Origin of the sequence: Nocardioides glacieisoli (genome assembly GCF_004137245.1) — a bacterium.
GTDB classification, from domain to species: domain Bacteria; phylum Actinomycetota; class Actinomycetes; order Propionibacteriales; family Nocardioidaceae; genus Nocardioides; species Nocardioides glacieisoli.
In genome coordinates, this window is sequence record NZ_SDWS01000002.1 from 247,878 (window position 1) to 260,589 (window position 12,712).

Consider the following 12,712-nt stretch of genomic DNA (forward strand, 5'->3'; position numbering starts at 1 on the left):
GGGCGTCGGCGGTTAGACTAAGTAGTCGGGTACACCTGCCGCGACCGTAGGGGGGGACCGGTCCCTTCGTGATCACGCCGGCTCGGGCGGTGGTCAGGATGCCAGCCGATGTCCCACCTCGACGCGCCCGCCGATGCGCTCACGAGCGCGACGCCCGCGCCCTCGACCCACAAGCGGGATCAGTCGATCGACGTCGCGCGGGGGATCACCATCACCGTGATCGTCCTGGGACACGTCGCGCTCGGAGTGGGCGCCGCCCACCTGGCCGACTCGCAGCAGGTCGAGGACGTCACGCGCAGCCTCTACCTCTTCCGGCTCTCGACCCTCGCCTACCTGTCGGGACTCTTCGTCCAACGGGGCGTCATGAAGGCCGGGGCGAAGGGCTTCGTCACCCAGCGCCTGCTGTTGTTCGGGTGGCTCTACCTGCTGTGGAGCGTCGTCCAAGGCACCGCGAAGGCGCTCGCCGGATCCCTCACCAACGAGACGATGCACTGGAGCGAGGTGCTCCGACTCTGGGTGCCCGAGGGCCAGCTCTGGTTCCTCCCGTGGCTGATGAGCGTGACGGTGATCGCTGTCGCGGTGAAGCCCTGGGCGAGTCGCACTCGCGCCGTGCTGTCCCTGGGAGGTGCGCTCCTGCTTGCGCTGGCCGCCTGGGGGCTGGATCCGGAGCTGATTTTCATGAGGGGATGGGCGCTGCTGCTTCCGTTCCTCGCCGGGTGCGCGATGACTGCCAGTGGTCACGCGCGAGTGTTCCGCTCGCTCGCCGTCGCCTGGGGCGTGGCTCTGATGGGCGCAGCGATCTGGCTGGGACTGGACTTCGGGTTCACCGTCGTCCCGCCCACCCTGGGTGGCGAGGACCGCACGGTGGCCGGAGTCGTGCTTGGCACAGTCGCCTGTGTGGCCGCGACCGCCGCCTGCCTGGCGTGGGCGAGTCTGCTCGCTAGGACGCGCGCGTCCGCCGCCTTTGGAGCCGTAGGCCGTCGATCGCTGGAGATCTTCCTCGCGCACATCGTCGTGGCGTCCGGCACACGTATCGCACTGCTCCAGATCGGCGTCGATACCCTCGCCGTGCACCTCGTGGTCGGAGTGGCCCTCGGGGTGTTCGTGCCGATGGCTTTGGCCGTCGCCGCGGATCGACTGGGCTGGCAGTGGGTCTTCGGTCTGCCGGGTCCGCTGCGTCGGCGGTGGGTCTCAGTCTCCTGACCTCCCTTCTTCGTCTAGGCGTGTCAGCGCGACCATCACGCGTAACGCGCGTGACCATCTATCGCACACCCAGGTGGGTGAACGTCTGTTTCGCCCCTTCATCAACTTCCTTTACTCTGACTTGAGGAAAAACTCGGCAATTCCTCGATCTCGGAGTGGGTATGGCACGGCAAGGCAGCAGCGACCACCGCGAGCCGCGGCTCCCCACAACGCGACGCACGGTGGTGCGCGGTGTCGCATGGACGCTGCCGGTGGTGGCCATGGCAGCGACCGCTCCCGCCTACGCCGCGTCCCCGTGCGACACGACGTACTCGTTCCGGCTGGACTGGGGAGTCACTCCGTACACGCCGCCGGCCAACCTCACGGCCGAGCCCAATCGAGGCACGGCGACTGTCACGCCGACCGCGAATGGCGTTCCGGGCGCGCTGGGCATCTCGGTGACCCTGGAGAGCACGCTCCAAGGAACCACCACCCGCTTCGACCAGAACCTGAACGTCCTCGGCACGACCGGGATCGGCGGCCTCACGCCGTCGCAGCAGGGCGTTGCCATCCGCAGCACCAACGTCGGAGGCCTCGCCAACACGCAGACCATCAGGGTCACCTTCGGGCGGCCCGTGTCCAACGTGTCGTTCTCGGTGGTCGACCTGGACCGTGCCACCAATTTCTGGGACCGGGTCAGCTTCAATCCATTGCCGACCGGCTTCACACGAGCCCTTGGGACCGTGTCAGGGATCGGTGCCTACACGGCTGACCCGTTGCTCATCACCGCGAACTCAGGGGCCTTCCGCTACACCGGCCTCAATACCACGGGGCTCGACGACACCAGCGGCGCGGGAGTGGTCACCGTGAACTATGCCGGCGGGCCGAGCTTCACGTCGTTCGACCTCCTCTACTGGAGCACGTCGACGCCTGGGCCGCAGGGCATCCTGCTGAGCGACTTCACCTTCAACGCGCGCGGCTGCTGACAGTCGGGTGAACGACAGCGGTTCTGCTGTCCGCGACGTAGGCAGTCAGCTCCACCGGGAATGCTCAGCGCGCTCACACGGTTTCGGCTTCGATGACCTCGACCGCCGAGCCACCCGCCCAGACCCAGGCGCCTGACGACTCCCGACGCATCTCGATGCTCCTGGGCCTGTTGTTCGGCCTCGCCGGGATGGGTTCGTCGAGCGCGGCCGTGACGCTGCCGCTGCTCGGTCCCGACCTGGGCGTGAGCGCTGGTCTCGCCGCGTGGATCATCAGCCTCTACGTCCTGATGCTCGCGGTGACCACGGCCCTCTACGGGCGGATCTCCGACCTGGTCGGCGTCCGTGCGCCTCTGCTGGCCGGCCTCGTGCTGATGTCGGTGGGCGCGCTGGTCGCGGCCGTCGCACCGACCTTCGAGGTGCTGCTCGGCGCGCGGGTGCTGCAGGGCGCCGGAGCCGCCGCAGTGCCGACGCTGGGGGTCGCCATCCTGTCCGCGCGCTACAGCGGCGAGATCCGAGGGCTGGCGTTCGGTCGACTGGCGGGCGTCGCGGCAGCGGTGAGCTGTCTCGGTCCGCTGATCGGCGGCGTGGTCGAGGCATCGTTCGGCTGGCGTGCCGTGATGGCGCTCCCCATCCTCGGCGCCCTCGTCGTCCCGTTCCTCTGGCGCGCCCTGTCCACCGATGGCAGTGGCGCGCGGCTGGACATCGTCGGTGCGATCCTCGTGGCGCTGACGGCCGCCGGGATGGTGCTGCTGGTGCAGTCGCCGTCGGGCGGTCTGGTCGTCGCGGCCGTCGGAGCCGCGCTCCTCGTCCTCGGCGTCCCTGCCGTCCGCGCGACCGTACGCCGACGCCCCGACGGCTTCCTGCCCGCCGAGGTGATCCGCAACGCGACGGTGGTGCGCAGCGCCGTCGCCGCCTCGGCGGTCCCGGCATCGTGGTTCGCCATGCTCATCGCCCTGCCCGCCGTGCTGCTGTCCGACGGCTGGGAGGCCTGGCAGGTCGGCCTGGCGATGGTGCCGAGCGCCGTGGTCGCGCTGGTCGTCCCACAATTCACCGGTCCCCTTCTGATCCGCGTCGGCCCCGCGCGGGCACTGGCGATCGCCGCCGTGGTTGCCTCCGTCGCGCTGCTGGTCGCCACGCTCGGCGCCTGGCTCGTTAATGCGCCGGTCCTGGTGGTCGGCATCGTCCTCGTGACGATCGCCTTCGGTCTGGGTCAGCCGGCCCTGAGCGCCGTGGTCGGCGACGCCGTCCGGCCCGAGGTCCGCGGGGTGGCGCTCGGGGTGTCGACCCTGCTCTTCCTGGTCGGCGGGAGCATCGGCTCGGCCGTCGTGGCCGGCATCAGCGGCCCCCTCGGCATGCCTGTGGCACTACTGGTGCTCGCGGTGCTGCCGCTGCTGGGACTCGTCGTGCTCGCGCCGACCCTGCGCCGCGGACGACCCTGACCCGAGGTCAGCGCGCTGCCGCCCGCGCGCGCTCGGCCAGTGCCACCGCGGCCCGCTGGACGAGCGGTTGCTCCTCCGGGTCGCGCGCGGCCTCGTGCGGCACGGCGCCGGCCAGGAGCGCGGCGGGCGAGGTGAGCCAGATCCAGGCGCGCCACGGATCGACCCCGGCGGCCATCAGCGGCTCGAGGACGCTCAGCAGCTCGTCGCGGACCTGTCCCTGCGGATCGAGCTGGAAGGTCGGGACGAGGGTGGCGCCGTCGTGCGGCACGAGGAGGACGGCCCGGCGCTCCGCGGCCTTGTGGAGCGCGAAGCGTGCGGCGTTCTCCGAGACCCCGCGCAGTCGGCCGACCGCGGCGTAGTCGACCCAGCCGTCGGCGAGGAGCGCCGACCGCGCCCGGCTCTCGCGACGGAGCCGGACGAGCTCCACCGGGACGGCGTGGGTCGGGTCGTCACCGACGGACCGGAGCACCGCGTCGAGCTCGGCGAGCCGCTCGTCGGACAGCGGTTCGCCGGTCGCGGGGTCGAGCCAGCGCGCATGCCCGTCATCATCACGCTCGAATGTCGGCAGGCCAGCGGCAGCGAGCTGGTCGGAGAGGCCGAGGCTCTCGAGCCACGCAGCGAGCTGCTCACCGACGCTCACCGACGCGGCACCGTCCGCAGGATTTCGTGGCAAGGACACAGGAATCGACGATACCGGGGCGGTGTCGACAACGATTTCCGGTGTTCTAGACCAGTCAAGGTGTTGATCTCCTGTGGATATCGCTTGGCCGTTGCGAATCTTGTTACTCCCTAGTCTCGTCGAAGACTTGACCAATTCTCCTGTGGGGGAGATCAAAGGGAGAATCGCCAATGAGTACTGCCATGTCCGCTCGACCTACGCGGCGCACCCTCGTGCGCAGCGCCGCCTGGAGCGTCCCCGTCGTGGCCCTCGCGGCCACGGCGCCGGCCTTCGCTGCTTCGACCGCGACCACCGGTTTCACCGGCGTGGTCGGCACTGCCGAGAAGTGGAGCAACGGCAACGAGAAGCACGTCTCGTGGGACCTCCAGTTCACCAACGGCCCGGTGGCCATCGACGAGATCCGGATCACCTTCACCTACACGCCAACGAGTGGCGGACCGTTCGAGTCGTTCGAGATCTACGGCTACGCAGCGACGACCGGGGCGCGGGACACCACGTGGACATACCCGGCCATCACGGTGCCGACGTCCACGCTGACCGCAACGCATCTCAACGACATCCCAGCCAACTCCACGTACCGCCTGCACACCGACTTCGCCGGTGGCGACAACGCGGCCGGCACGGTCCAGGCGACGGCGCAGATCAAGTACGTCGGTTCGACGACCTTCGTCCCGCAGACCGTCGGCCCGCTCAACTGGGGATCCGGCAGCAAGCACGTCCACCCGGCCTGATCCACGTCAGACACGCACTCAGCCCGGCTCCGCATCGCGGAGCCGGGCTGTTGCGTGTGCCGGGCGGATCAGCCCTTGTTGGCCTTGCGCGCCTGGCTCGCCGTCTTCGCGCGCGCGTTGGCGTCGAGCACGACCTTGCGGATCCGGACGGTCTCGCGGGTGACCTCGACGCACTCGTCCTCGCGGCAGAACTCCAGGCACTGCTCGAGCGAGAGTCGCTTCGGCGGGATCAGCTTCTCGAAGTTGTCGGAGGTGGCGGACCGGATGTTGGTCTGCTGCTTCTCCTTGGTGATGTTGACGTCCATGTCGTCGGCGCGCGAGTTCTCGCCGACGATCATGCCCTCGTAGACCTCGGTGGTCGGCTCGACGAAGAGGATGCCGCGCTCCTGCAGCGACGTCATGGCGTACGCCGTCGCGACGCCGGCGCGGTCCGCCACCAGCGAACCCGAGTTGCGCGAGCGGATCTCGCCGGCCCAGGGGTGGTAGCCCTCGGAGATGTGGTGGGCGATGCCGGTGCCGCGGGTCTCGGTGAGGAAGTCGGTGCGGAAGCCGATCAGGCCACGCGCCGGGACGACGAAGTCCATCCGGACCCAGCCCGTGCCGTGGTTGGTCATGCCCTCCATGCGGCCCTTCCGGGCGGCGAGCAGCTCGGTGATCGTGCCGAGGTACTCCTCCGGCGCGTCGATCGTGAGCCGCTCGAAGGGCTCGTGCACCTTGCCGTTGACCTCGCGGGTGACGACCTGCGGCTTGCCGACGGTGAGCTCGAAGCCCTCGCGACGCATCTGCTCGACGAGGATCGCCAGGGCGAGCTCGCCGCGGCCCTGGACCTCCCAGGCGTCCGGACGCTCGGTGGGCAGGACGCGCAGCGACACGTTGCCGACGAGCTCGGCGTCGAGGCGGTCCTTGACCAGGCGGGCGGTGACCTTGGCGCCCTTGACCTTGCCGACCAGCGGCGAGGTGTTCGTGCCGATCGTCATCGAGATCGCGGGCTCGTCGACGTGGATGAGCGGCAGGGCGACCGGGTTCTCCGCGTCGGCGAGCGTCTCGCCGATGGTGATCTCCGGGATGCCCGCGATGGCGACGATGTCGCCGGGGCCGGCGCTCTGGCCGGGCTGGCGCTCGAGGCCCTCGGTGACGAGGAGCTCGGTGATGCGGACGTTCTTGACGGTGCCGTCGCGCTTCATCCACGCCACGGTCTGGCCCTTGTTGAGGGTGCCCTCGTGGACGCGGACCAGCGCGAGGCGGCCGAGGAACGGCGACGCGTCGAGGTTGGTCACGTGCGCCTGGAGCGGCGCGCCCTCGGTGAAGACAGGCGCCGGGATGGTCTCGAGGATCGTCTTGAAGAGCGGCTCGAGGTCGCTGCCCTCGGGCATCTCGCCGTTCTCGGGGGCCGTCAGCGAGGCGATGCCGGCCTTGCCCGAGGCGTACACGACCGGGAAGTCGAGCGCGTCCTGGCTGTGGGTCTCGTCGAGGAGGTCCATGAAGAGCTCGTAGGACTCGTCGACGACCTCGGTGATGCGGGCGTCGCTGCGGTCGGTCTTGTTGACGACCAGGATCACCGGCATGTCGGCGTTGAGCGCCTTGCGGAGCACGAAGCGGGTCTGGGGGAGCGGGCCCTCGGAGGCGTCGACGAGCAGCACGATGCCGTCCACCATCGACAGGCCGCGCTCGACCTCGCCACCGAAGTCGGCGTGGCCGGGGGTGTCGATGATGTTGATGACCATCGGCTGACCGCCTCCGGCGGGACCGGCGTAGTGGACAGCGGTGTTCTTCGCGAGGATCGTGATGCCCTTCTCGCGCTCGAGGTCGCCCGAGTCCATGACGCGGTCGGCGACGCTCTCGGCCTGGTGCGCGGTGAAGGCGCCGGCCTGGCGGAGCATCGCGTCGACCAGCGTGGTCTTGCCGTGGTCGACGTGCGCGACGATCGCGACGTTGCGCAGGTCGGAGCGGGACTGGGTGGACATGCAGGGGCCTTCCGGGTGCAGACGAGGTGGCGGGACGCCGGCGCGGCCAGCACGGCCGCAGCGTCGAAAGTCTAGTGCGGCGCGCCCGAATCGCTGATTCGCCGTGGAGCGCCGGTGACGCCCACCACAGCGGGTGTCGGGCCGGTCAGCGCGCCCAGATGTCGACGTAGGGCACCGTCACGTGGCCCTCGCGCTGCTGCGCCAGCCAGGTGGCCAGCACGGTGAGCCCCTGACGCACCCCTTCGCCGGGCAGGAGTCGGACCATCTCGCGGCCGAGGTTGTCGAAGACGCGCAGGGTCCGCCCCGAGTCGGCGAGCAGCTCGATGAGCGTGGCGAGGTCCTGCGGATCGCCGAGCGTGCCGACCGGGTCGTACTCGAACCACAGCGTCTGGCAGGCCGAGGTGATCACGTCCCAGTGCCGGACGAGCACGTGCACGTCGAAGCCGTCGATGTCGCTCTTCCACACCACCTCGTCGAACGAGTCGGCGTCCGCGAGCAGGGCATCGGGGGTCACCCACTCCGTGACCTCGGTGCCGTCGGTCGCACTTCCCTGGAAGCCGCCGGTGGAGGCGTTGGCGCGGAAGTGCACGCGCGAGCCCACCGGGCCGACGAAGCCCTCGACGACCCGGGCCCGCTCGCCGAACTGTGCCAGGTTGCGACGGGCGTACGACGCGAACGCAGGGTCGCCCTCGATGGCGACCAGGTCGATGTTCGGGGCAGCGCCGAGCGCCTCGACGGCGGTGTCCCCCACGTTGGCGCCGACGTCGATGACCAGCACGCGACCGGCGCCCGCGGCGATCTCCGCCATCACGGCCCCGGCATAGGAGTCGTACGTCGGGTCGCGGCGCTGGTAGTAGGGGAGGTCGTGCCCCGGTGGCAGCACGACGGGGTGGCCCGCGATGACGTGGTGCTGCTCCTGGCCCCTCACCTCGCGCCATCGACGCTGCACGGGGTTCGTGCCGTAGCCGGCCAGGCGTCGGATGAATCGCCGCTTGCGCATGCTCAGGGCCACGGTCGGCATGCTAGCCGCGCGACGGTCCCTTCCCGATGTCCGAGTCGCCGGGTAGACCTGTGCCATGACTTCTCGGGACTCGATGCACTGCACCTTCATCCCGCCCTGGCTCGCCGAGCGGGTGGACGGCGCCGAGCGGGCCGCGCTCGACGACGGGCTGCGCACCCGCCGCAGCGTGGAGGCCCGGTCCGCGCAACGGGCCGTCGTGCCGGGCGGTCCGGCCTGGACCGTCCACGACGCCGACTCCACGACCTCGCTGCCCGGCACGCCCGCACGCAGCGCGGGCGACCCGGAGACCGGCGACGTCGCGGTCGACGAGGCGGCCACCGGCATCGAGGCGAGCCTCGCGATGTTCGCCGAGGTGCTGTTGCGGGACTCCCACGACGACGCCGGGGCGCCGGTGAGCCTGACCGTCCACTACGGCTCGCGCTACAACAACGCGTTCTGGGACGGCACCCAGCTCGTCTTCGGCGACGGGGACGGCAGGGTCTTCGAGCGCTTCACGAAGCCGGTCGACGTGCTGGCCCACGAGTTCTCCCACGCTGTGGTCGAGTACACCGCCGGTCTGGTCTACCAGGGCCAGTCCGGCGCGCTCAACGAGTCCGTGTGCGACGTCTTCGCCTCCTGCCTCAAGCAGCGGCTGCTCGACCAGGACGCCGCAGCAGGCGACTGGTTGATCGGCGAGGGCATCTTCATGCCGTCGATCACCGCGCGGGCCCTGCGCGACATGGCCGCACCCGGCACGGCGTACGACGACCCGGAGGTCGGCGCCGACCCGCAGGTCGGCCACATGGACGACTACATCGAGACCTCCGACGACAACGGCGGGGTCCACCTCAACTCCGGCATCCCCAACAAGGCCTTCCAGCTCGCCGCGGTCGCCATCGGCGGCACGGCGATCGAGGGTGCCGGCCGGGTCTGGTACGACGCCCTCGTCGGCGGCGACGTGCCCGAGGACGCCGACTTCGCGACCTTCGCCGCCGCGACGGTGGCCGCGGCCGGGCAGCATGCCGACGCCGTGCGCGAGGCGTGGGCCCAGGTGGGGGTGGAGGCAGGGGTCGGTGGTGCGGCCGGGACACCGGTGCCGACGGGTGCGCGACGGCTCCGAGTCGAGCGCAGCGGCGGATTCGTCGGCCGCACCGAGTCGGTCGAGGTCGACCTCGACGACGACCTGCGTGGGCTCGTCACCGAGGCGGCGCTGTCGTCGTCCGTCGCGGACGAGCGCCCGATGCCCGACATGTACGTCTACACGTTCACGCTCGACGACGACCAGCCTGTGCGCGTTCCCGAGCACCGGTTGACGGCCCGCCAGGCCGAGCTGGCCCGCCGTCTCCTGCCCTAGGGGTGAGGTCCGCCGATCTGCTCAGGCGTGAGTCAGGACATTCATGACAAAATTGTTCCACCCTCGCCTGCGGACCGGGCTAGACCGGGTTACGGTGTCGCCGCCACAGACCGTGGGGAACCCACCCGGGTTCGAGGGTCGGTCGGCACCATCACTCGCGCAGCGCGCTCGTCTCGCGCTGCCTGCACACAGGGGAAACACATGTCTTACTTCTCGACCGCGCGCTCGCGCGGCGTCGTCGTCCTTGCTGCCGCTGCGGTCCTCGCCGTCGGTGCCGGATCGGGGGCCGTCGCCGGCGCCCTCATCACCGGGGCCGACATCAAGAACGGCACCATCCAGAGCGAGGACATCGACAACGGCACCATCGTGAGCCGCGACGTGGCCAACGCCACGCTCAAGGTGCGCGACCTCACCCCGTCGCTGCGGGAGCTCATCAAGGACGAGTCGGCCAAGGGCGACAAGGGCGACAAGGGCGACAAGGGCGACACCGGCCCGCAGGGTCCCAAGGGTTCCGACGGCACCGCGGCCTACGCCGGTCCGAACTGGAGCGTCATCGACCGCAACGTCATCGGCAACGGCGACTCCTACCTGCGCTCGGGCCCGACCGTCGGCGCCGACATCAAGCCGCCCATGGGCATCGGCTCCCTCGGGATCCGCACGGGTTCGCCGGACGACAAGGCGTCCTTCGGCAACCAGGTCGACTTCGCCGGCAAGACGCTCGCCTCGATCTCGACGGTGAGCTTCTGGGAGTTCACGACCGGTGAGAACCGTGCCAAGTTCGTCGACAACGCGGCGAGCGTCTCGATGGAGATCAACCCGAACAAGTACAACTCGGGCTACAGCACGCTCAACTACGTGGTGCGCAACCTGCCCATCAACACGTGGAGCAAGGTCGAGACCGCCGACGCCGGCTGGTACCTCACCGGCGCAGCCGGCACCGGCAGCGGCTGCAACCAGGTCACCTACTGCACGCTGGCGCAGGTCAAGGCAGCCATGCCCGACGCCACCCTGTTCACCGTGCAGGTCGGCAAGGGCCGCGACTACGCTTTCTCCGGCGCGATCGACGCGCTGCAGATCAACTCGACGACGTACGACTTCGAGCCCTTCGGCGTGATCGAGAAGACCTCCTGATCAAGGTCTGACATCTCCTCCGTACGGCCCGTCGTGCTCCGGCACGGCGGGCCGTTCGCACGTCGCGACGGCCGACCTCCTTGCGGGTGACCAACCGCCACCCGCTCGGGCAGTAGGTTCACCGACATGCCCCGACTGCGGCGAACGTTCCCCGACCAGCCGGGCTGGACCCGACGCCGCTCGGGCAAGGGATTCACCTACCTCGACGAGGCGGGTCGCAAGCTGGACGCCGAGCAGGTCCAGCGGTGCAAGGCCCTGGTCATCCCGCCCGCCTGGCAGGACGTGTGGATCACGCCGCACCCCAACGGCCACCTGCAGGCCGTCGGCACCGACGACGCCGGCCGCAAGCAGTACCTCTACCACCCGCAGTGGCGGGCGAGCCGGGACGCCGCGAAGTTCGACCGGATCCTCGGGTTCGGCAAGGCGCTGTCGAAGGCGCGCGAGCGGGTGCTGAGCGACATCGGCGCGGAGACCATGTCGCTCGAGCGTGCCTGCGCGGTCGCGGTACGCCTGCTCGACCTCGGCTACTTCCGCATCGGCAACGACGTCTACACCGACACCAACGGCTCCTTCGGGCTCACCACGATGCGCAAGGACCACGTGTCGAAGCACGGGGACTCGCTCCGCTTCTCCTTCGTCGGGAAGTCGGGCGTCGAGCACACCATCGACATCGACGACCGGTCCGCGATCGAGGCGCTCCAGGTGATGCGCAAGCGACGTGGCGGCGGCGACGAGCTGCTCGCGTGGAAGGACGGGAAGACCTGGCGCGACCTCAACGCGAGCGACGTCAACGACTACATCCGCACGTGCTTCGGCATCGAGGCCACCGCCAAGGACTTCCGCACGTGGCACGCCACGGTGATCGCGGCGGCCGCGCTGGCCGAGACCGACGAGCCCGGCGAGACCAAGGCCTCGCGCAAGCGGGCAGTCGCCGGCGCGATGAAGGAGGTCTCGGAGTTCCTCGGCAACACCCCGACCCTGGCGCGGACGGCGTACGTCGATCCCCGGGTCGTCGAGGCCTACGAGCGCGGACGCACCATCAAGGTGCGCGGGACCTACGACACCGACGACGCGCGGCAGGCGGCCCTCGAGCGCGCCGTGCTCAAGCTGCTGGCCGGCTGACCTCCACCCCCAGGGGTGGTCTGTCAATAATTGGTCAGAAGAGTCCTGACACGACGTGTGATCCGGGTTACGTTGCTCGCGTCGCATCCTCCTGTGGGTGGCCAATCGGGGGTCGGGGTGGTCGGTGCGGCACCCACGGGACGGGCACGGTGCTCGCCCGACAACGAGGGGATCAAGCATGCCCAACTTCACTACGTCGCGCTCGCGCGGTGTCGTCGTCCTCGCCGCCGCGGCGATGCTCGCAGTCAGTGCGGGATCGGGTGCCGTCGCCGGCGCCATGATCACCGGCAAGGACATCAAGGACCGCTCGATCGAGGCTCGTGACCTCGACCGCGGCTCCGTCACGACCACCAAGGTCAAGAACCGCACCCTCAAGCTCAAGGACCTGAACGCCGAGGTCACCGACAAGCTGGGCGTCAAGGGCGCCGCGGGGCCCGCGGGTGCCAAGGGCGAGAAGGGTGACCAAGGCCCGCGGGGACCCAAGGGCGACAGCTCGATCACCCAGGTCGCCGACCTCAACGGCCTCTGGAAGGCGCGCGCCGCCGACGTGGCCGGCCTCAAGATGACCGGCGACGGCATCGCCTTCGGCACCTTCGCCAACGCCGGCGAGTGCGAGGACCCGGGCCTCGACTACGCCCGGCTCGACTTCTCGGGCCTCAACGGCCAGAAGGTCTCCTCGATCGACAACCTCGTCTACTACGCGCGCTACCTCGCGGACGCCAACACCAACGGCATCGGTGCGCCCTACCTCCGTGTGTTCTTCGGTGACGGCACCGAGCGCCTGACGTTCTCGCCCAACACCCAGTTCAACAAGGCGACCAACTACGACATCGGCGAGGGCGAGTTCCACGAGTGGGTCGTCACCAGCGGCACGGTGCGCTACAACGACGACGCCGGCAGCAACCCCGCCGGCGAGCAGCCGTGGTCGTCCTTCATGGCCGCGCACGGAGCCAAGTCGATCACCAACATCAGCATCACCCAGGGCTGCGGCCAGGGCATCAACCTGTCCGGCCTGCTGCGCTGGGCCGAGGTCAACGGCCAGACCTACAAGTTCGGCAGCTGACCTGCAGCAGAACCTACGAGGGGAGAGGGTCCCGGCCGCGACGGCCGGGACCCTCGTCCTG

The 12,712-nt window shown here is 69.9% G+C and carries 11 protein-coding genes; 8 read left to right on the plus strand and 3 right to left on the minus strand.

What is annotated here, in order from left to right:
* Window positions 1-108 precede the first annotated feature (108 nt).
* The 3 genes from EUA06_RS05330 to EUA06_RS05340 all read left to right on the plus strand — a co-directional run bounded on the left by EUA06_RS05330 (window position 109) and on the right by EUA06_RS05340 (window position 3,607).
* Window positions 109-1,203 (plus strand): acyltransferase family protein, encoded by a 1,095-nt coding sequence (locus EUA06_RS05330; protein ID WP_129473985.1) that lies wholly within the window; start codon window positions 109-111, stop codon window positions 1,201-1,203.
* Between the two features lie 161 nt (window positions 1,204-1,364).
* The gene (locus tag EUA06_RS05335; protein WP_129473986.1) at window positions 1,365-2,168 is read left to right on the plus strand and encodes a hypothetical protein; all 804 of its coding nucleotides are present in this window, start codon (window positions 1,365-1,367) and stop codon (window positions 2,166-2,168) included.
* A gap of 92 nt (window positions 2,169-2,260) precedes the next feature.
* The gene (locus EUA06_RS05340; RefSeq protein WP_129473987.1) at window positions 2,261-3,607 is read left to right on the plus strand and encodes an MFS transporter; all 1,347 of its coding nucleotides are present in this window, start codon (window positions 2,261-2,263) and stop codon (window positions 3,605-3,607) included.
* Between the two features lie 7 nt (window positions 3,608-3,614).
* Here EUA06_RS05340 and EUA06_RS05345 read toward each other — a convergent pair whose 3' ends face one another.
* Window positions 3,615-4,247, minus strand: a complete 633-nt coding sequence (locus EUA06_RS05345; RefSeq protein ID WP_129473988.1) for a hypothetical protein — start codon at window positions 4,245-4,247, stop codon at window positions 3,615-3,617.
* 221 nt (window positions 4,248-4,468) lie between these two features.
* On the opposite strand from EUA06_RS05345, the gene EUA06_RS05350 reads away from it, so the two are divergent.
* Window positions 4,469-5,017, plus strand: coding sequence for an SGNH/GDSL hydrolase family protein (locus tag EUA06_RS05350; RefSeq protein WP_129473989.1), 549 nt, complete (start codon window positions 4,469-4,471; stop codon window positions 5,015-5,017).
* A 68-nt stretch (window positions 5,018-5,085) separates the two neighbouring features.
* Here EUA06_RS05350 and typA read toward each other — a convergent pair whose 3' ends face one another.
* Together typA and EUA06_RS05360 are read right to left on the minus strand one after the other, a co-directional pair.
* The gene (typA, locus tag EUA06_RS05355) at window positions 5,086-6,981 is read right to left on the minus strand and encodes a translational GTPase TypA (protein WP_129473990.1); all 1,896 of its coding nucleotides are present in this window, start codon (window positions 6,979-6,981) and stop codon (window positions 5,086-5,088) included.
* Window positions 6,982-7,126: 145 nt separating this feature from the next.
* The gene (locus tag EUA06_RS05360; RefSeq protein WP_129473991.1) at window positions 7,127-7,993 is read right to left on the minus strand and encodes a class I SAM-dependent methyltransferase; all 867 of its coding nucleotides are present in this window, start codon (window positions 7,991-7,993) and stop codon (window positions 7,127-7,129) included.
* Between the two features lie 64 nt (window positions 7,994-8,057).
* Between EUA06_RS05360 and EUA06_RS05365 the strand changes: the two genes are divergently transcribed.
* The 4 genes from EUA06_RS05365 (at window position 8,058) to EUA06_RS05380 (ending at window position 12,651) form a co-directional block, all read left to right on the plus strand.
* Window positions 8,058-9,335 (plus strand): M4 family metallopeptidase, encoded by a 1,278-nt coding sequence (locus tag EUA06_RS05365; RefSeq protein ID WP_207208219.1) that lies wholly within the window; start codon window positions 8,058-8,060, stop codon window positions 9,333-9,335.
* A gap of 201 nt (window positions 9,336-9,536) precedes the next feature.
* On the plus strand, window positions 9,537-10,466 hold the full coding sequence (locus tag EUA06_RS05370) for a hypothetical protein (RefSeq protein ID WP_129473992.1): 930 nt from the start codon (window positions 9,537-9,539) through the stop codon (window positions 10,464-10,466).
* Between the two features lie 126 nt (window positions 10,467-10,592).
* The gene (locus tag EUA06_RS05375; protein ID WP_129473993.1) at window positions 10,593-11,588 is read left to right on the plus strand and encodes a DNA topoisomerase IB; all 996 of its coding nucleotides are present in this window, start codon (window positions 10,593-10,595) and stop codon (window positions 11,586-11,588) included.
* Window positions 11,589-11,766: 178 nt separating this feature from the next.
* The gene (locus EUA06_RS05380) at window positions 11,767-12,651 is read left to right on the plus strand and encodes a hypothetical protein (protein WP_129473994.1); all 885 of its coding nucleotides are present in this window, start codon (window positions 11,767-11,769) and stop codon (window positions 12,649-12,651) included.
* Window positions 12,652-12,712: the final 61 nt, after the last annotated feature.

Coding starts and splice junctions, on each gene's coding strand:
- EUA06_RS05335 (WP_129473986.1), top strand. CDS start 1,365: ATGGCACGGCAAGGCAGCAGCGACCACCGCGAGCCGCGGCTCCCCACA.
- EUA06_RS05370 (WP_129473992.1), top strand. CDS start 9,537: ATGTCTTACTTCTCGACCGCGCGCTCGCGCGGCGTCGTCGTCCTTGCT.
- EUA06_RS05330 (WP_129473985.1), top strand. CDS start 109: ATGTCCCACCTCGACGCGCCCGCCGATGCGCTCACGAGCGCGACGCCC.
- EUA06_RS05365 (WP_207208219.1), top strand. CDS start 8,058: ATGACTTCTCGGGACTCGATGCACTGCACCTTCATCCCGCCCTGGCTC.
- EUA06_RS05340 (WP_129473987.1), top strand. CDS start 2,261: ATGACCTCGACCGCCGAGCCACCCGCCCAGACCCAGGCGCCTGACGAC.
- EUA06_RS05380 (WP_129473994.1), top strand. CDS start 11,767: ATGCCCAACTTCACTACGTCGCGCTCGCGCGGTGTCGTCGTCCTCGCC.
- EUA06_RS05350 (WP_129473989.1), top strand. CDS start 4,469: ATGTCCGCTCGACCTACGCGGCGCACCCTCGTGCGCAGCGCCGCCTGG.
- typA (WP_129473990.1), bottom strand. CDS start 6,981: ATGTCCACCCAGTCCCGCTCCGACCTGCGCAACGTCGCGATCGTCGCG.
- EUA06_RS05375 (WP_129473993.1), top strand. CDS start 10,593: ATGCCCCGACTGCGGCGAACGTTCCCCGACCAGCCGGGCTGGACCCGA.